16 protein-coding genes are annotated in these 18,668 nt (G+C 35.6%); 2 read left to right on the top strand and 14 right to left on the bottom strand.

What is annotated here, in order from left to right:
- Positions 1-43: 43 nt before the first annotated feature.
- The 6 genes from Q2T41_RS00470 to Q2T41_RS00445 form a co-directional block, all read right to left on the bottom strand.
- Entirely contained in the window at positions 44-1,231 is a 1,188-nt protein-coding gene (locus Q2T41_RS00470) for a toll/interleukin-1 receptor domain-containing protein (protein ID WP_304434178.1), read from the bottom strand.
- A gap of 931 nt (positions 1,232-2,162) precedes the next feature.
- Positions 2,163-2,441, bottom strand: coding sequence for a Txe/YoeB family addiction module toxin (locus tag Q2T41_RS00465; RefSeq protein ID WP_304434176.1), 279 nt, complete (start codon positions 2,439-2,441; stop codon positions 2,163-2,165).
- On the bottom strand, positions 2,441-2,710 hold the full coding sequence (locus Q2T41_RS00460) for a type II toxin-antitoxin system Phd/YefM family antitoxin (protein ID WP_304434174.1): 270 nt from the start codon (positions 2,708-2,710) through the stop codon (positions 2,441-2,443). Before Q2T41_RS00460 ends, Q2T41_RS00465 begins: the two co-directional genes overlap by 1 nt.
- A gap of 355 nt (positions 2,711-3,065) precedes the next feature.
- Entirely contained in the window at positions 3,066-6,857 is a 3,792-nt protein-coding gene (locus Q2T41_RS00455; RefSeq protein WP_304434172.1) for a YecA family protein, read from the bottom strand.
- A gap of 522 nt (positions 6,858-7,379) precedes the next feature.
- Positions 7,380-7,880 (bottom strand): hypothetical protein, encoded by a 501-nt coding sequence (locus Q2T41_RS00450; protein ID WP_304434171.1) that lies wholly within the window; start codon positions 7,878-7,880, stop codon positions 7,380-7,382.
- 171 nt (positions 7,881-8,051) lie between these two features.
- On the bottom strand, positions 8,052-9,305 hold the full coding sequence (locus tag Q2T41_RS00445; RefSeq protein ID WP_304434169.1) for an NAD(P)/FAD-dependent oxidoreductase: 1,254 nt from the start codon (positions 9,303-9,305) through the stop codon (positions 8,052-8,054).
- Between the two features lie 96 nt (positions 9,306-9,401).
- Between Q2T41_RS00445 and Q2T41_RS00440 the strand changes: the two genes are divergently transcribed.
- Entirely contained in the window at positions 9,402-9,764 is a 363-nt protein-coding gene (locus Q2T41_RS00440) for a DoxX family protein (RefSeq protein ID WP_304434167.1), read from the top strand.
- 5 nt (positions 9,765-9,769) lie between these two features.
- Here the strand turns inward: Q2T41_RS00440 and Q2T41_RS00435 are convergent, their stop codons facing one another.
- The 4 genes from Q2T41_RS00435 to Q2T41_RS00420 all read right to left on the bottom strand — a co-directional run bounded on the left by Q2T41_RS00435 (position 9,770) and on the right by Q2T41_RS00420 (position 12,874).
- Positions 9,770-10,123, bottom strand: coding sequence for a DoxX family protein (locus Q2T41_RS00435; RefSeq protein WP_304434165.1), 354 nt, complete (start codon positions 10,121-10,123; stop codon positions 9,770-9,772).
- A 39-nt stretch (positions 10,124-10,162) separates the two neighbouring features.
- Complete coding sequence (locus tag Q2T41_RS00430) at positions 10,163-10,327, bottom strand: Lacal_2735 family protein (protein WP_144800568.1); 165 nt, start codon at positions 10,325-10,327, stop codon at positions 10,163-10,165.
- A gap of 218 nt (positions 10,328-10,545) precedes the next feature.
- Complete coding sequence (locus Q2T41_RS00425; RefSeq protein ID WP_304434163.1) at positions 10,546-11,145, bottom strand: DUF6642 family protein; 600 nt, start codon at positions 11,143-11,145, stop codon at positions 10,546-10,548.
- A gap of 280 nt (positions 11,146-11,425) precedes the next feature.
- Positions 11,426-12,874, bottom strand: coding sequence for a peroxidase family protein (locus Q2T41_RS00420; RefSeq protein WP_304434161.1), 1,449 nt, complete (start codon positions 12,872-12,874; stop codon positions 11,426-11,428).
- A 524-nt stretch (positions 12,875-13,398) separates the two neighbouring features.
- Between Q2T41_RS00420 and Q2T41_RS00415 the strand changes: the two genes are divergently transcribed.
- Entirely contained in the window at positions 13,399-13,773 is a 375-nt protein-coding gene (locus Q2T41_RS00415) for a response regulator (protein ID WP_089260322.1), read from the top strand.
- Between the two features lie 230 nt (positions 13,774-14,003).
- On the opposite strand, the gene Q2T41_RS00410 is transcribed toward Q2T41_RS00415, so the two are convergent.
- From Q2T41_RS00410 to Q2T41_RS00395, 4 genes are all read right to left on the bottom strand, one after another.
- Positions 14,004-15,032 (bottom strand): leishmanolysin-related zinc metalloendopeptidase, encoded by a 1,029-nt coding sequence (locus Q2T41_RS00410; protein WP_304434158.1) that lies wholly within the window; start codon positions 15,030-15,032, stop codon positions 14,004-14,006.
- A 174-nt stretch (positions 15,033-15,206) separates the two neighbouring features.
- The gene (locus Q2T41_RS00405) at positions 15,207-15,635 is read right to left on the bottom strand and encodes a cupin domain-containing protein (protein WP_304434157.1); all 429 of its coding nucleotides are present in this window, start codon (positions 15,633-15,635) and stop codon (positions 15,207-15,209) included.
- 10 nt (positions 15,636-15,645) lie between these two features.
- Positions 15,646-16,155 carry a carboxymuconolactone decarboxylase family protein gene (locus Q2T41_RS00400; protein WP_304434155.1) on the bottom strand — a complete coding sequence of 170 codons (510 nt, stop codon included), beginning with the start codon at positions 16,153-16,155 and terminating at the stop codon, positions 15,646-15,648.
- A 242-nt stretch (positions 16,156-16,397) separates the two neighbouring features.
- Complete coding sequence (locus tag Q2T41_RS00395; RefSeq protein ID WP_304434153.1) at positions 16,398-18,665, bottom strand: xanthine dehydrogenase family protein molybdopterin-binding subunit; 2,268 nt, start codon at positions 18,663-18,665, stop codon at positions 16,398-16,400.
- Positions 18,666-18,668: the final 3 nt, after the last annotated feature.

Genomic DNA, 18,668 nt, shown 5'->3' with positions numbered 1-18,668 from the left:
TAAATGACATTGTAGCTAAGTTTATAGCAAATTTCTCTGTTCCTCAATTAATTATTATCTCTTGATTTTCAATACTGCCTGAGGCTAATGCCATAAAGGCTAAAATTCTTTCAAACCAATGTCTATTAAACCACTCAGAGGGAATAGAACGTCTATATTCTAGCTGTTTATCTATATCAAAAAAACCATCTTCATCAGAAGACAGAATATGATGATTAGCAATAAAATGGGGAAAAGGATAGAGTTGAAAAACAAAACTTAGACCAAAGCTCCAATTAACTGGTTTATTCCCTTTTAGTTTTCTTCTCCCTTTCCGCCCATTTCGGAAAAATGAGACAAAGCCGCTACTAGACCCTGTGTGAATTGGATATATTACCCGTTTTTTGTTAGAAATAGGATAAGCTCTAAAGTCTTCATTATGATAGAAATGATTATAGATTGATTTATTCATTAAACTGGTAAACTTGGGCTCCGTATCTAAAATTTTATCCCCATTATTCAAAACACAAACATCATCTGCTAAAAATTCTTCTACAGCAATAGTTTCTTTAAACTCAGTTCTTAAATACAAACTAGAGTCATCAAAAAAACCTAGATAATAATCACCATTTCTAATAACCGGAAAAGGTATTTCTGCATAGATGGACTTTGGTTCTCCGGTAAACTTATAAATCGAAATCGTTTCGGGTAGAGATGAAACGAACCAGTTTGAACCATAAAACTCCTCTTGTTTAAGCACTTCACCCCTTATGTCTTGGTAATCATGCCATAGTGTTAGAACGTTGCTTGCACTATTATTTTTCGGTATGTTCTGAATTTCGAACTCTTTTAAAAGTTTTTTTAGTCCAGAACCCCAGTTTTTACTAAAGTCAATAGTATCAAGAGGGAGAATGTTAATAGGAAAATCATCATAACTACAATCATCCACTTTTAAAGGAATTATGTAATTTTCAATTTTTTTTGACAACGATTTTGCCAAAGTAACTTCGCTAAATACACCAGTGTTTTTATTTCTAGACTTCTCTATGTAAGAATATGAAACAAGAGCAATAAATCTTATTGACTTATCTCTCATATTAACCTCAATATCATTCCAGAAAGCACTACCAGACCTTAAATCTTCCTTGTCCACCCAAACATTATAACCCATTAAACTCAATTTCGAAGACAGCCAAACAGCCAAGTAATCATCTTGTGGAACGGCGTGGCTAATAAAGATTAAATCTTTCAAATTTCAGATAGTTATTCCATGGATGGTATAAAATCATCCAATTATTATAATTAAATGTATCAGGGAGATTATTGAGAATATAAATTTAACAATCCAATTCTGATTTTTGAATTTAATCTATCTTAGTTTTCAACATTTTAATAAACACTTTTCTGATAATTAGCCTATTAAGGCTCCTACTCACTCCACACACATTGCCTTCCTTCCTATCGTCGGTCAGTTAATAAGTGTTTATTCATTGCTTGTTTATTATTTTTTAAAGGTATTCATGAATCTCAAAGCGAAATTGCTTTTCGATTTCGTTACCTTTTAGAAGAAAAATTTTATAAAGAAAAAAATCAAAGAAAATTGTAGATACTTTCGCTTTTAACCAAAGCTCAAGTTACATAACGCAAGACATTATAGTACAGATTGGTATATGTCGTAAAACGGCGCATGCTTGCATTTGATATAATATCAGATATGACGCCTTTAGGTTCATATCGTCAGATATTATGTCAAAGCCGTTTTACTGGAATGTTGTAATTATCAGTAGCTATAATTCTATTATGTAAAATATCCCTCAAGCCCTGAGAATCGATTAAAACTCACAACAGGGTCATGAAACATTTTTAACGGTGTGCTGCGCACGACGAAATAATTTATTTGTATCTATAATTTGCCGTTATGTAAAATAGCCGCTCGGCCAACAGCATATTGCTTTCATAAAATCAAAATGCTTTGCCATTTTATTTTATACGCAATTCTCAGCCACTTCTCCAGCGCCATTAAAAGCTCAGCTTTTCGTATTTATTGAAACCTTTGGCTTAATTGAAAATTTGGAGAAGAAAAATTTCAGAGGCTTTTCGTCAACTTGTCGCAAAAGCTTAGAAATTTAGCGAAGCGTAAATTTCTAAGCACTTGCTCACCTGAACTTACTGGATTTGACTAATTACTTATCGTCGTAATGAAACCTACACTGAATTATTGTGCATTTTTGGTCAACACCTTTTTTTCCAGTAACCCTATATACTAATCGATGTTCTCCAGATATTCTTCTTGACCAATAACCTTTTAACCCATGCTTTAAAGGTTCTGGTTTACCAAGGCCTCTAAAGGGATTCTGTTTTATTGACTTTATGAGTTCTTTTATCTTAACCGCAGTTTGTTGGTCAGTTTCAATCCAATAGCTAAAATCTTCCCATCCATGTGAGGTGAAATCTACATTCATCAATTAGCTAGTTCAACTTCGTCCTCATTATACTCAATCAATTCACCTTTATCTATTTGCTCAATAGACTCCATTAATCTAGTCCTATTCGCTTTTGTAGACAACAAGTGTTCTGTTTCTTTCAATGAGTTGTATTCGCTTATAGACATTATGACGACGGCATCATCGCCCTTGCTTCTAGGCACAATAATAACTTCCATTGATTTAGAAACATAGTCAAAATGCTTCTTTATACTTTTTCTTAATGTGGAAATAGTTATTGCTCTCATGACATTGATTTAATATTGTACAAAATTATGTACATACAAATGTACAAATATTATACCATATTTCCAAATTAACCATTGGCCGTGCATGTTTATCAGGAAGCTTATTTTCTTTTGTCTTGAAACAAAAGAAACAAAAATTCAATAAAATATGCTTCCACGCTCCATTTGTGTCTCAATAGCTTTGCTATATAGGTGCTGCGCACCCCACACAAAGCCCAGGACAATGGCTCTTTGTGTAAAACCACAAATTCACTCCCCTACTGGCCCGCATTTTCTTCTAGCAATCACTTTCTCTTTTTTCACAACATAAAATGAAGAATGAAAAACGGTAATTTGGAAATACTTTTAATTTATATTAAGAGTTTTCAAAAGCCTTGAATAATTTCTCCTTAACACTATAAATGTTAACTAGTTTAAATGGCAACTCTTCTTTTTTTAGGAATTCAGTGGCTAATTGTTCCGATGTTAATATAATTGGAATAACAGCAAACTCTTTTAAATCAATTTCATATTTGGCTCCAAGCAAATCTTTATTTGCCAGAACCCATTCATATCTTTCTTGATGCTTTTTTAACCATCCTTTCTGTGATTTACCCCCAAATAAGTTATTTACTTCTTCTACTAACTGTTTGATATTTTTGGCTGCTTCAGTGTTCTTGCATTCCAATAAATAGATTTTTTTTAATTCTTTATTAATCACTAAAACATCAATATCACCAATATCTTTTGAATGTTTTAACTGAGATTTAGTGTTGATTTTAACCTCCTTATCTATCAAGGAATATTCACTCTTTTCCTTAAAAAATTTAAAGACTTCATTTGTAAAATCCTCTCCTTTTTTTTCTAAATTCCTGCCAATTAATTTATTTAATTTTCCTCCAGGCTTAGTTCTTAATTTTCCTGAATTAAATAAATAAAGTAAAAATTTTCCTGATTTTATTAACTGTCTAGGTCCAACATAATATTTGTTTTCCTTTTTTTCTACATCATAAACTTTTACAAGTGGCTTTTGGTTAAGGGATAATCTTCTATTATATCTCCAAGGAAAAACGTCATAGGTTTCCATTCCTTCTGGGAGGTCCATGATATGTTTTCTTTTACTTAGGGAAAAATGATTTAATAATTCAATGATTTCGTTTTCACATATTTCTGGTAGAATCTTTATTATTTCTGAAATTAACTCGTCCTCATAAAAAATGGAACAGCCTGGATCTTTAAAAAAACAAATGCCACTCAATGCTTGAGAAAATTGAATTAGTTGAGTTAAAGTAACTCCATACTCTTCTTTGAAAGCTTCTTCTGTTTTTTTTGTAAAAACCTCTTTACCATTGTCTTCAGGCAAATCGGCATAATTATTGGCATAAATTTCTATAGCATCATTAACGTTTTCGCTTGATTTTGAGATGCTAAAAGGTTGGAATACCTTTTCTGACAATATCTTATCTGTTCCAATTCTTCTAGATTTTAGAACATCTATTTTTATTTCAAATAAATTATAATTTACTTGATCACCAATCATTCCCCAATTAATTATTTGATCCATCATAGCAAGTAAATCATCTATATTTTCCTGGCTTGGTATCAACTTTCCTTTTCCTGGACAAGCAGCAATATGTTCAATTAAACATCTAATTGATAATGTAGTTCTATCAATATCTTGAAAAACTTCGTTTAAATTTTCTATCTGTTTTTCCTTGCTTACAAAGCAAGCTATCATTGAGGGAGTATTTAATATTTGCTTATTTCTTTTATAAATTAGAGATTCATTTGACCTTATAAAATGCACTAAAAGATAATGACTATCGTATTTTTCAATTTCTTTTATTAAGTCTGGTAGAAATATTTTAGAAGACATTTTCTTTATAAAATTATTTTGGTCTTCTATAGTTTCAGTTTTGTCATCAATGATTTTAGCTTCAATAAGCTTTGGCAAAAGTTCATCAAGTCTTTTGTTAACATTGTATTCTTGCAAGTACCTAACCTTTGAGGTTCCTCTTGGGTCTAAAAGTAAATTGTTATTAGTATTTATACGATATATCTTTTTCTTATGAGGAATGTTTACAACATTCTCTATTATTTCACTAATTATCTCTGGTGTTAAAATTGAATTCCCCAATTTATTCTTAGCCAACTCGTTAAAGCCAGCTAAAATTTTTGTGACTAATATTTGTTCTCCTAAATTATCTTCTCCATATAAATAAGGTAGAATTTTATGTGGTATTATAATATTGATGATATTATCATTTACGGTAATTTCAAAATCATCTTCTAAACCTTCTTCCCTATCGAATTTAAACTCAACCTCATGAAATTTTGATTTTTCTTTTAATCCGAAATTTATTGTTATTGGATTAGAACCTAGGGCGATTAAAACAGTTGACAAATAATCTGTCATTTGCCAAATCCAGTAACAAATGGCATCTAGGAATTCGATATAAATCCCTTTGTAATCATTGGGAATATGAGATATGTTTTCTAGAGATTCTACCCAAATAGGCTGTCTATATCCTGTAATTACTTTTGTAAGTCGTTTGCCAATTTCTGCGAGTGGAAAATATAAATTATTTTCTCTTTTAATTTTAGTACAAAGCACATTAGAAAATTTTCCGCTTTCATCTTCTCTAATTATTGAATGCCGGTCTTCATTTATACAAGAGTTGTAAATATATTTACGAGAATAACCTACATCAACCATCATAAAATCTGGTCTTTTGTCATCATTCATGTAGAATGAATCCTTTAAATCCTTGTACATCGCATATAGATTGATCTCATCGGTAAAAGGTGAGAGTTGTGTTGTAGAAGTTAAATGCTCCTTAGCCTGGGAATAGTTCCAGAAATCTAGTGCTTCATAATTTCTTGAATTCATTACAATATCAAAGTAATATGCAGGGAAAATTATTTCGCTAATCTTTTCATGCTTTTTATAAGCCCTTAAGTATTCTCTACCGAGACCTGCAAGAATCTTAATGGATAATAATTTGTCTTGAGGATATTGTTCTATTAACTCTTTAATTACTTGGTCTTTTTGTTTATCTAACTTAACAGAATCAAATTCACCTCTGGAAGCAAAGGGATGCAAAATATTGTAATTTTTCCCATCATCAAATTCAAGACTTACATAAGCAATTTTGTCTTTATCAATCCTATAGTATTCTTCATAAATATCAACTCCGTTGTTATCTGGTTTTTTGAAATCATTTAATAATTCATAACCAGCACGACCTAGATGTACATTAATATTATTCCAAAGTATTGATGTATAAATTTTGACTAGCTCATTTAAGCATTTGTGAGAAATAGCTATTTCTAAAATAACATGTAGAAGAGCAACATGTATATTACTTGTCGATATAACTTTATAGCCATCATCAACTTCAATTATTGGCTTTGCAATAATTGGATTTGTATTGTAATCTTCATTTTTTAAATTATCATCGTTCTCTAAAACTAAAAGTTTAATAATATCACTTTTTATATGAAGTTCATTACATAAAATTTCCAATTCTTCATAGGTAAAAGTGATTGCACTAATATATTTTTCTTGATTTTCAGCTTCTACCAAATTTATTTCATCATTTAGTGTTTCTGCTTCAAAATACCTTTCTAGATCTACGTCTTTTAATACTTTATCAGAAATATTAAGAGTTAAAAGACTTATTTGATAAACAAGATTTTTGAAAATTTCTGGGAGATTATTTTTCGTATGAAAAATAGCCCCTAAAACATTAGATAAAATAAAATCACCGCCATCAGAAATACCTGGTAGAATTAGATAATCTCCTCCATAAAAAGTAATAACATTAGTGAATATATTTATTGGAGGATCTTCAAGGTAGTTATAAGAATAATTACTGTTAAGAGCCTTTATTAATTCATCAACATCATGGGAACCAGTATCTTTTTGCCCATAAATTAAACTCTCACGTATTAGTTGTTCCAGCCTTATGTTTTTGCCATAATTACTTGGCAAAAGAGAACTTGAACTAATATTGTCAATCAAAAATTGGACATTAAATTTTGATAAGGGATGAGTCTTGTCCGCCCGATCTGATTTTTTAAGATTCACCTTTTCAAGACAACATTTTTTATATTTTTTTCCACTACCACATGGACATTTTTCATTGCGCCCAATTTTATTTCCCATATATTAATTTTTTAAATTTTTGGATAATTCTGATTTGGGGAATGAACACAATATAATAAATGTTAACAAGTATTTGATTACATATAATCAAAGTGTACAGGGTTTAAATTATAGTAATTAATCCCATTCCATACACTTTCACCTCCCCCACTCTGCGGGTTCGGCAAAACAGTATTCCATTATATTTTTAAAGGAAGTTTTTAGAAGAAATTTTTCAGGAAGCCCAGTACCAACTTTCGCTTTAACCAAAGCTCAAGTTACCTTACGCGGAACAAAATGATACAAAAATGTATCATAATCAGAGGTTATATAAAATAGCAAAAAGTTAAACCTAATTTTAGATTAGTCCTAGCTTAGTTGTAGCTATTGCCAATAGTTCCAACATTGATTTATGACCCTAAGAATTAATATTCTGTGGACCGTATGCAGGTAGTATATACTATCTGTTTTACAAATAAATTATTTTCAGAATGCATGGGTTTCTGAACTACTTCGACCTAAAAAGAACATAAAAACAAAACTTTACTCTTCCCTCTCATATAAGTATACCCGTTCAAAATCTTCGTCCTCGTTTTTAAAGGTAAGATAGATGGTATCCACAATACTATCGCTGCCTTCCAAATATCCATAAGCCATATCGAATTCGTTGGTGTAAACAGTGCCAGTAGATGTTCCAGTAATGTTTAAGGTTAACGTTACTTCTTCATCGTCCCAATCCCAACTACCTACAAAGATTTCGGGACTACAGCTTTCCAATGCCTCGGTATAGAAATAGGCAGTACCTATATAATCACCCGAATAATCAAAATTAAAGTCCTTGTCATCGTACGGGTCCAACGTAAATTCAGAATAGGTAGTTTTGTCACAAGGCGTAATATTCTGTCTTCCATCAAAGGTGATGGATGTTAATTTCCACTTCCCTTTTATTTGTACAATCAGGTCTTCCTCATGTTCTATTTCTATGAGCGAACATTGTGTTGTAAGTGCCATTACAAATATTGCAATCAGAATTTTTAATTTCATACGTCTGCTTTTAAGCCAAAACTACTTTTGAACAGGGCCGTATACAATACCCGCTATTGGGTAGATTTTATTTAAAATTACATTGTGCTACCTATTTCCACATCAGGTTTACAAACCATAGGAATTTAGGGCGATGCTGAATGGAACAATTTTAAAGTTTAAGGCGGTAAACTATTTGAATACACCTTCTAAGTTTTCCAGCAGGCCTAGCGCAGCACTTTCGCCAGCGAGCATTGCAGCATTTAAAGAACCGTTTAGCTGTACATCCCCGGCTAAATAAATAGTCTCGGTCAATCGTGTTTCAGAAGGCGGTACTTCATATTGTACTTCGCTCAGTTTTGGTAAGGACATGGGAATATGGTAATGTTTTAAGAAGGTACAGGAGGTTATGCCACAATAGGTACTTAATTCTTCTTGAACGCCATTTACAAGCTCTTTTCCAGATAATCCTTTATTGTTGATTACCGTTACCGAAAGTAATTCCTTAGCTCCGCTTACCTCGGATTCAAGACTTGAAGGATAAAATATAGTATTGATCAACGAATCCGTTTCTGGAAGAAGTCCCACTAATCTTTTATTGATTTTTCTGTTATCGATTTCAAAATAAAGGGTATCGCAACCGTGCCATTCCGTAGGCTGGTTCTTTAGATTTCCAATCAGTTGACTAGGTGCTGTAGCAACGATCGTAAAATCGCTTTCTAACGTAGTACCGTTAGCAAGTAGTATTTCTTTTTCGCTAACGGAAGTTACGGCGGTATTATATTGTATAGAAGTGTTTTTTAACCGACGGACCAATTGCTTGGGAATTTCTTCCATCCCTCCTTTTGGCACGGCAGCATCACCTTCACCAAACATTTTATAGACAAATTGGAACATTCTACTGGATGTTTCTAGCTGGTCTTCAAGAAAAATACCGCCAAAGAACGGTTTAAAAAAGTCATGTATCATACCTGCTGAAAAGCCAAAATTCTTTAAGTAGGTAAGGGTGGTTTCTTCCTTGGTTGCAAAAATTTCTGAAAGAGATTTATTTTTAAGTGTTGTGTTTAATCGTAAAATTTTCAGTTTGTCGGAAATGGTACCAATATTTGCGAAAAGCGTTGAGAATATGAGACTTATATCTCTAAGTGGATCACCTATAATGTGTTGTTTCCTATTCTTAAAAATAACCGCGCCAGGTAAAAATCGTTGTAGCTCCAAAGAATTTAAATTGAGATATTTATGAGCGATAGGATAAGCGGTAAGCAGCACTTGAAACCCGTGGTCTAATTGATATCCATTGATAATATCCGTCTTGACCCTACCTCCTGCCCTTTCGGTTGCTTCAAGTATTATGGGAGAAAATCCGTTTTGTTCCAATACAATGGCAGCTATTAAGCCACTAATTCCGGCACCAACAATATGTATTCTATAGTCCTGTTTGTTCACGGTTTATTTTGTTTAACTAATTTTAAATAAAAATAAACAAAAATAATATATTTGAAAGAAGGTTAATAGTGACCTTTAAAACAAAACTACTTTAATATGAATTATTTTCTTATTGCTTGTCAATTAATTGTTGGACTAAGCATACTCAATGTTTGGCTAATACAATATAAAAAAGAAACAAAATGGCGTGGCGGAAATGCTAAAACGATTGTTGAAGAATTCAAGGTTTATGGGCTTTCTGAAACGATGTGCTATATCGTTGGGTTTTTAAAAGTGACCCTTGCCATTTTGCTTATCGTAGGTATTTGGGTGCCTAGATTGACACAACCTGCTGCCTTAGGGTTGGCTGCTTTATTGTTGGGTTCTATAATTATGCATTTTAAGATTAAAGATCCTTTGTTCAAATCTTTTCCTGCAGCCTTGTTTTTAACACTATGCCTGTTAATTGCCTTTTTGTAGCAGTATTACGAAATATATTGTTGGTAATAACGATACGCTATAAATAGATTTATTAGCGCAAGAACTAGCGACGGCAAAGACGCTGAAATACTATCGTTTATCTTTATTCTAACCCCAAATCCCAAAAGCATTAGGAGCGATAGTCCTGCGGCAGAAATTAGGACTAATAAGGGTGATATAAAAAATCCAAAAATTAAACCTAATGCTCCGGTAAGCTGAAGATATGCCGTTAGAACCCTTTGTTTGCTTAAGCCAAACCGAATAAACTCATCTTTCATTTTTTGGGAAAATAAACATTCAAATCCATAGTACAGGAAACCTATGCTCGATATTAAAATGGCTATGTTCAAAAAGGTCATTAACAATGGATTGGAGTTGTTCTATATAATAACAACTAATTAATCAAGTAGTTCTATTTTTTTCATTATTTCATCGGCTTCAAACGTTTTTTGATCACTCATTTTTCTATTTGTAGTGGACAAGGTATGCGCTTCTTTCAATAACTTTTCATATTGAGATTGCAATTTTTCTTTTTCCGACTTCTTTTTAAATATTCCGAACATAGTTTTCATATTTCTAATGAATATACCTCTACAAAGTATACATCAAAAATACAAAATGTTTAAGTATATATTATTATAATTAAACAAAATAAATAATCTTTAAATTGGGTTAACTCAATTGTGCTAAAACTCACTAAAGCTAGGGTTGGATTACAAACCATGCTCCTGCGTATTATTAAAAAAAATAGGATGATCAAACTTTACCCTAAACGGTACTTTTAATAATACAACCTAAAATCTAACAATTTACAGACATTGTAATGCCTTTGGTGTAGCTCCTCGACTACATCTAACATATCATCATCTTCTTTAAATAAGTTGAAGAATGCCTCATCTAGGTTGGCACTACTTACTCCGTTGTATGCATTACCATAACCAGAAATAGCTTTGGCATTGGTGATATCCAAGAAGTATTGTGCTTCCTCCTCGTCCAGATCCAAAATTTTGGCATTGGAGAAATGCAGGATCTTTCCTTTTAATCGACCTTCAAATAGCTCAGCGATTTCTTGTAGGGTGTAATAGTAATCGTTTAGGCAGATACTATTGGCCTCACCGGCCATGACCAAATAAATGATTTCATAATCCTTAAAATTATGGTCATCCAAAACCAGCGCATTCAGGCTATCCTCAAGTCCTTCAATAGTATCGCATGTTTTATAAATACTTGCTATGCCATATTTCATGGCCAGGCGCGTCAAACTTTTTTGAGCTTCGGTAACCTTGTCGGTTTCTATATCTTGAACGCCTTCCAAACAATAAATGAAATTTTCTTCATCCGTAAATTGTTCTTGGGGTAATTGGTGTCTTTTCTCTAGCAAGATTCTGTAATTAATTGAACCACAAAATTACTGTAACACTTTTTGTCTTTTTAGCGATTTTGCATAAAAATCTGTTTCAAACACCTTACTTTTCTTCCTACCTAAAGACTAAAAACTATAGCATACCAACATAATAGGTTCAATAAAAAGTCCCTGTATACCCTTCAGCTCTTAACCGATTATGGAATACAGAGACAGTAAGAAGTGCACTTTTGTGCTTTTATTTTCTTAACACTACAATTTTTATAATAACAGTTCAATAATGAGCTGCAAATCTTGATTATAGATCAATGGCGGTGTTGGCCATGGTCAAAAGGTCTTTCATGGTAAAAACACCATTGGTGCCTAAGGTTGGGGACCAATCCCTATTGCTGCCCAAGTATGAAGCTTCGTCCATTTCCAAAAGACCAATAATGGTTTCGGCAACGATGGTTGCACCTACAGGTCCCAGCCCTTCGCCGGGTTTGCTGCCAGCGCTATCAATTCTACCTATTTCTTCGGCCTCTGCCAAGATATAGAACCATAAAGGCGTACCGCTTTCCAAATTAATATCATGGGTCTGTGCCAGGTTACGGATTAAATTTTTGACATCGTTGATTTCTGTGGTATCTCGTTGCATACACTCGGCAATAGTTTCCCCGGAAGGCAATAAAAAGCTCTGCCCCCTTCTCAGGTTTCGGGTGGCAAGCGACCTATCTGCAGGGTTTGCGGACTGTATAAAAGGTAAATCCAATAAGATTGCGGCTAGTTTGGTATCCAGTTTTTCCGCACGTTGATAGGTACCATCAAAATCAAACAAGGTTTCCCAATGGATAACCTGTGCCTCATTCTTTATCTTCTCGAAGCCCCTACCAAATTGGGGAGAAAAAATACTATGGACAGGCCCGCTAGGCTGTAACTTAAGGGTCTGGTTGATCATGGAGTGTCCAAATCTATATGCAGCGACCGAGAATTCTACAGGTATAAAAGGTTGATTGCACGGTTTGTAAAACTTACGTCCCGATCCCAGTATGTCGCCCACAATTTTGGACCCACATAACAAGGGCAAAAATTCGTTCACTACGATCCATTGGTAATGGTACATGACTAGCTCACGTGCCTCTTCGTAGATTTCAACCGCACTCTTATGGGGGTCCGCGTTTTTAATAGCATCATAGTTTGCATTGTAAAAGCGGATCATGGCTAACTGAAATTGGGATATTACCCGGTTTTCATCATTTCTAGGATCACCGATCATGGCAGTTTCGGTACCGGTACGGGGGAGGTCATGCTTTTCCAATTTGGCCGCTTGACCTTGATTTTGGTTGCTTTTTCCGGTTAACAGGTAAAGCCCCCTACCGTTGGGTTTATCGTATAGAAACGGTTCGTCCTCCGGTCCGCCACCAAAAATACAGTCCAGGTCTAAATTGGCCGTTCGGGTATTTTCTATTTTTAGCGGATTGTTGATACTGCTAAAATTGGATTGTGTGTCAAACGTAATGTCATGGTCAATAAACTGGCCAAAAAATATCATTCCCAATGGCACATCACTGGTCAATTGTGCCGGTGAGGTCCCTTCCATTGGTCCACCAGGTGCACCCAATTTATTAAGCTCGAGCGGATTGATATATAAGGGCGAAACTTCCCGGAACATTCTTCCAAACCTACCTATGGATTCAATTTGGTAGGATTTAAGCGTGCATAGCATATTCTTGCCATAAAAACTGTGTTGTCCATGATTGTTGTTCATAACTGCTTATTTAAAGGATTAGTTTATAATAATGCCTGTAAGGGCTGTTGTTACTTTAATACTATGTAAGGGGGACTGGATAAAAAATCTAACCGACAATAAACATATAGCGCTCAGGTGCTTTTAATTAGCAAGCACTATGAAGCGGATGATAATAATATCTGCTGCAGAAATAGTACCTACTAGGATAATCCGATCAGTGTCGGGACAATGTTATATATGAGAGGAAATTGGTTGTATAAATGTAATTACTTAATTATTAGGAAGTTATAATTTTGTGCATATTGATAGTTATCTTGTAGGAATTGCACTTTTTTTGTAAGAATTTGTAGAGAATCGATGTAAGCCTACATTGGTCTAACCCCAAATTGGCCCTGGTTATTGACCGAAGAAAAATGTCATTGAGCCGTGCTTAGGTACTGAGCGTTAGTTTATAAAGAACTTTCAGGCTATTCATCCGAAATTATTTTCCATAATTGAAGTATGCGGTAATTTTCGCCTTTGAAAAATCGTATTCTATTTTTATGAAGCTTGAATTAGTTATTGTTGATGATTCCCCATTATGGCTATCCCTTGCAGAGAAACTGGCCAGCGCACACCCTTTGGTAGGCGGTGTACTTACTTTTGAAGATTCCTATGATGCATGGATACATATACAGATTGCCAAGCCACAGGTGGTGATGGCAGATATTGAAATGCCGGGAATGAACGGTTTTTCCTTTTTAGAGATGTACGGAAATCGCTTACCGTTCATATCTAGCTCTACCAAATTGGATTTTGAGGTTATTGCCAGGGAGCTGGGGTGCGTTGACTTTATTGCCAAACCCTTCTCCAAGCAGGCATTTTTTAAGTCCATCGATTTGGTGTATGACAGGATTTATGGCAAGAGAAGTGCTTAATACTCGGATTACAACTTATTATACTGTTTTAAAGCGATTTCATAAGCAGCGTCTTTGAGGGTATGTATTAGAAATATAGGAAAACATTAAGAAAGTATGTTTTTAAGACTTTAGTTTTAATTACTATGCGATAAAAAAAGAGCTTGTAGGAATTGAATGCTACAAGCTCTTTTTGTAATATTTTTGATCTTTTGTCTAATCAAGACCAACAATTAAAAAGTGGTCTAAACTTACTTTTTCATATTAACGATACCTATGGGTTGTAATAAGGTTTCCATAGAACCAATGTGTAAGCCAGTAGGATTGGATTTTGCCGCAACACCAGGAGAACCTTTTGGTAGATCGTAAGATTCGCCAACAGAGGCTGCGCCATAACCTAAATCTTTCATAGAACCGGCAGTAATTCTACTTAATGGATTTTCACCCAAATTAAGGAAACCTGTCATGAGCTCATTGTTCAATACTTCCTCATCCCAATGTCCCAATGCAGTGCCAGGTCCAAAATCTCCCTCTACGGGCAATTCCAATGTACCTCCTTCGGCATTCCAAAATACATTTGCTTTTTTACCTAAAAAGTAGGGGTTGCTATCATCCCCGCCTCGTAATGTTCTGTCAAAACCAAAGGGTACTGTATTCCAGAGTGTTCCTATGCCCAATACATGGCCCATTTCATGAACGATAACCTCTTCGAATAAATCAAGCTCTTCCAAAAAATCCAAATCGGCCACATCAAAGAACATAACGCCTGATAAGGTCAAGAAATCATCGCTACGTACAAATTGTGGACCTGCTTGACCTAGGATTCCACCGGAACCATCAATTGGTGCTAGGACCACTTCAATAATAATGTCATCTACAACACCTTCATCTACCAACGGTGGTAAACCTTGAAAGGCTGAAGGTAGCGTGCCTGTAAATGAGGGCTCGTCCTTAATTATGATTCTTTCCCAACGCGCAGCGGCAGCTTCAAAAACTTCCTGTTGTCTTGGAGTTGGAGGCAAAAGGTAACTCAAGGTGATATTGAACCTACCACGGTCTACCCCTGGAGCCTCGGTCGTTTTACGAGCATCCGTGCCTAAATCATCAATAATTATAAGGTCACTGGAAGGTGTCCTTAGGGAAATGTCAAATTCTTGGGAATCGGTTGGTTCCAATGTTTCGTTAGAAAAGGTTTCACGACTACAAGATGTTAGCAATAGGGATCCAAGGACCATACTGCAACCAATGAACTGCAGGGAGCTTTTAATAGTGTTCTTCATAAATAAATAAAGTGTTAGTGGTTAATAATTAAACAGTTTTATAACTAAAATGGAGTTATTGTTAAATTTAACATATTTAATTAAAAACTACAATAGCTAGGTAAAAATTGAAAAAAGGAGTACATAAGGATAAAATAATTAAGGCATATATTCCCCTGCAGTAACGGGTTGAAACTACTTGGCAGGTCCTTTTTCCCGGTCCGATATTGCAATATGAGCAAATTCGGAATTTTGGCTAGCCCCATGCCAGTGTTTTATGTTGGGCAGGCATTTTATGGTTTCGCCTAGAAGCATAATTTGTTTGGCTTTTCCTTCTTCTTGATAATAGCCTTTTCCTTTGGTAGCAATAAGAACTTGCCCTGCTGGGTGAGAATGCCAATTGGTCCTTGCCCCAGCTTCAAAGGTAACCAAGCCGGCATACATGGTGTTTAAACTATCTGGTGTTGCCATCATATTTAACCACGTGGTGCCCGTAAAATTTTCATTGGTTATTATTTCGCCTTTGGAAAACAAGGTAGCATCCTTATGAATTTCTGTTGATTCATTACAACCAATAAACAGGACTAGAATCAACAATGTCCGATATAAGGTTTTACTTTTCATCGCTTCCGTTTTATTCTGTTCGATTATGAAGTGCTTCTTGAAGTACCAGTTTTGCTGCCCTTGCATTTTTGGCTGTCGTAGTTCCATCTAGTACTTTGGTGAACTCCCGCAATTGCTCGGGCTGCCATCCTACGTTTAACGAAAGATTTAAATGGCTTTTTAACATAGGCTCTAAGGTTCCCAAACTTGCAATGACCGAGATGGTCACCAATTCTCGTTGTTTATGGGTAAGCACATCGCGCTCAAAAATATCGGCAAATAAATGTTCTTTTAAGAAACGATCCATCTCCGGTGAAAATTCTTGATAGGCAGGTTTTGGACCGTCCAACGATCGGCCTACCAAGGTTTCCAAAATTTCCTTTCCACGGTCATATTTATCCCGTGGATCGGTAACTGGGGAAGCTTCTACTCCCCTTTCGTCAAAAATTCCTGTATTTTTCCGGTCCTCCAATACCTGTAAAAAAGTCTGTAAACCACGTATACTTCTAGGGAATCCGGCATAGGCGTAGAGGTGTACCAACACCTCCTTGATTTGATTATCGGTGAATTTATTATCCAGCCCATCATGAAGGACAATTTTTAAGTTCTCTAAATCACCTTGCGCAGTATAGCTTGCAATTTTGACAATGCTTTCTTGCTACAAAGTTAAAGAAGGATCAGGAGTACTTATATGCTGTGCTCCTAAAAGAGCAACAAAAAGTATGAAAGCAAAACATAAGTCTTGTTTTCATACTTTTTGAGTAACTATTAAGTATATTATGTTTAGCCTATAATTTGCCTTTCCTTTATAAATGGCTGATGGTAGTGGCGTTGGCCGGTTGCTTTGTATAACGCATTGGCCAGGGCACCCATTATTGGCGGAAAGGGCGGTTCGCCCATACCGGTAGGGTCAATATTGCTTTGTACAAAATGCGTCTCAATCCTTTTAGGGACTTCTTTATGTCTAATCAATCGATAACGGTCAAAATTGCTTTGTTCGGGCATGCCATCTTTAAACGTTAGGCCACTATACATAGCGTGACCAATGCCATCAATGACTCCACCTTCGGATAAATTGGAAGCTGCATCTGGATTTACGACAATGCCACAATCAATGGCAGCGGTTACCTTCTGTACCACTGGCATATCATTTTCCATGACAATATCCAATACTTGGGCCACATAACTTTGATGGCAGAAATAGGCAGAGACACCTCTGTGAACGCCAGCTTCTGTTTGTTTCCAATTCGATTTTTCACGAACCAATTCCAATACCCCGGCGTAACGGGCAGCATCATAATCGTTAGAGTCCTTTTCTCCTACAGGATTTTCTTCTGCACGCTTCAATAGCTCCAATCTAAAATCGATGGGATCCTTACCCATTTCTTCGGCAACCTCATCTAAAAAGGATTGTTCTGCACCTGCGATGAAATTAGACCGTGGCGCACGAAATGCCCCTGTTGTAATATTCGAATCAACAGTAAAATCTTCGGCTAAATAGTTATCAATTGCCCCTGCGGGAAAACGATTTGCAAAAAGTGGACTCTCTGGAATACCCCCAGCTTTTACATGAAAAGCTGTTAACTTATTATCTGCATCGAAAGCTGCTCTATACGTGGCATAATATGCAGGGCGATAAATACCTTGGGTCATATCATCTTCACGGCTATACACCAATTTTACAGGCGCATTCATGCGTTTAGAAATAGCGGCTACCTCTACCATAAAATGACCATATAACCTTCGCCCAAAACCACCACCTTGGCGTGTCATTTGAATATCTATTTTTTCTAATGGAAGGCCTAAAACTTCTGAAACGGCAGACTCCATCCATTCTGGAGTTTGGGTGGGGCCTAATAACTCTGCATGATCTTCTGTTACATAGGCAAAGAAATTCATGGGTTCCATAGTATTATGTGCCAAGAAAGGACAGCTATAGCTACGCTCAATTATTTTAGCGGCATTTTTAAAAGCAGCTTCAGGATTACCGTCTTTACGTGCTACTTTGGCATTGAGACTGGTCAATTCTTTCAATTTAGCAGTGTGGCTCTCTGAATTTTCCATGCCAGCAGGGTAAGTAACTTTCATATCGTTACCGAACATGGTCATAGTATCCGTAATATCCGCATTGTTTTCCCACTCAATATTCAACGCTTTTTTTGCTTGAAATACTTGCCACGTACTTTCCCCAACAACGACGACCAACTCATTAAAAGCCGTAAAATGGAAAGCCATTTTTTTGTAGTCGTCATCATATAATTTTATAGAAAATACATCACGTATACCTGGCATTTCTTTTGCTGCTTCCGCATCAAAAGACTTTAACTTCATACCAAAGGCAGGTGGATGTACCAACGATGCGATTAACATGCCTTCTCGCTGAACATCCAATCCAAATAAAGGTTTTCCTGTAACTATTTTTTTGCCATCCACATTTTTACGTGACGTTCCAATAATGGAGAAATCCGATATTTTCTTCAATTCTACTTCTTCAGGTACTTCTAGTTGAGATGCTGCCGATGCCATTTCACCATAGCCAGCAGAACTACCACTTGCTTCATGTGAAAGAACCCCAGCAACCGCAGTGATTTCTTCAACCGGTACTTGCCAAGCCTTAGCAGCTGCTTCTTTTAGCATTTGGCGAGCTGTAGCACCTGCCATTCGAAGGTTCTCCCAAGAACTACTTATTGATCTACTACCACCTGCAATTTGCCAACTATAAAGGCTGGTATTAAGAGGGGCCTGTTCAACTACGACATTTTTCCAATCGACCTCCAATTCATCTGCCACGATCATGGGCATGGATGTCTTAACATTTTGGCCAATCTCAGGATTCGGCGACATAATCGTAACCACCCCGTTATCGCCTATTTTTAAATAGCCATTAATCTCATACCACTCTTTCGGCATTTCTATTTCTACGGCCAGCGCCTCTGCTACCTTTGGTTTACATGAATTGAACCAACTGAAGCCCAGAACCAGTCCGCCACCGGCAAGGCTGCTATTCTTTATAAATGCGCGTCTTCCTAATTTTGTTTTTATATGGGTCATGGC

This window comes from Maribacter confluentis, from assembly GCF_030505015.1.
Classification (GTDB): Bacteria; Bacteroidota; Bacteroidia; order Flavobacteriales; family Flavobacteriaceae; genus Maribacter; species Maribacter sedimenticola.
This window is presented reverse-complemented; position numbering and strand designations above follow the sequence as displayed.

What these genes read in the sequence shown, in the direction of transcription:
- Q2T41_RS00410 (WP_304434158.1), bottom strand. Translation starts at nt 15,032, where the DNA reads ATGAAGAACACTATTAAAAGCTCCCTGCAGTTCATTGGTTGCAGTATG.
- Q2T41_RS00430 (WP_144800568.1), bottom strand. Translation starts at nt 10,327, where the DNA reads ATGTTCGGAATATTTAAAAAGAAGTCGGAAAAAGAAAAATTGCAATCT.
- Q2T41_RS00405 (WP_304434157.1), bottom strand. Translation starts at nt 15,635, where the DNA reads ATGAAAAGTAAAACCTTATATCGGACATTGTTGATTCTAGTCCTGTTT.
- Q2T41_RS00435 (WP_304434165.1), bottom strand. Translation starts at nt 10,123, where the DNA reads ATGACCTTTTTGAACATAGCCATTTTAATATCGAGCATAGGTTTCCTG.
- Q2T41_RS00440 (WP_304434167.1), top strand. Translation starts at nt 9,402, where the DNA reads ATGAATTATTTTCTTATTGCTTGTCAATTAATTGTTGGACTAAGCATA.
- Q2T41_RS00465 (WP_304434176.1), bottom strand. Translation starts at nt 2,441, where the DNA reads ATGAATGTAGATTTCACCTCACATGGATGGGAAGATTTTAGCTATTGG.
- Q2T41_RS00455 (WP_304434172.1), bottom strand. Translation starts at nt 6,857, where the DNA reads ATGGGAAATAAAATTGGGCGCAATGAAAAATGTCCATGTGGTAGTGGA.
- Q2T41_RS00395 (WP_304434153.1), bottom strand. Translation starts at nt 18,665, where the DNA reads ATGACCCATATAAAAACAAAATTAGGAAGACGCGCATTTATAAAGAAT.
- Q2T41_RS00450 (WP_304434171.1), bottom strand. Translation starts at nt 7,880, where the DNA reads ATGAAATTAAAAATTCTGATTGCAATATTTGTAATGGCACTTACAACA.
- Q2T41_RS00420 (WP_304434161.1), bottom strand. Translation starts at nt 12,874, where the DNA reads ATGAACAACAATCATGGACAACACAGTTTTTATGGCAAGAATATGCTA.
- Q2T41_RS00415 (WP_089260322.1), top strand. Translation starts at nt 13,399, where the DNA reads ATGAAGCTTGAATTAGTTATTGTTGATGATTCCCCATTATGGCTATCC.
- Q2T41_RS00460 (WP_304434174.1), bottom strand. Translation starts at nt 2,710, where the DNA reads ATGAGAGCAATAACTATTTCCACATTAAGAAAAAGTATAAAGAAGCAT.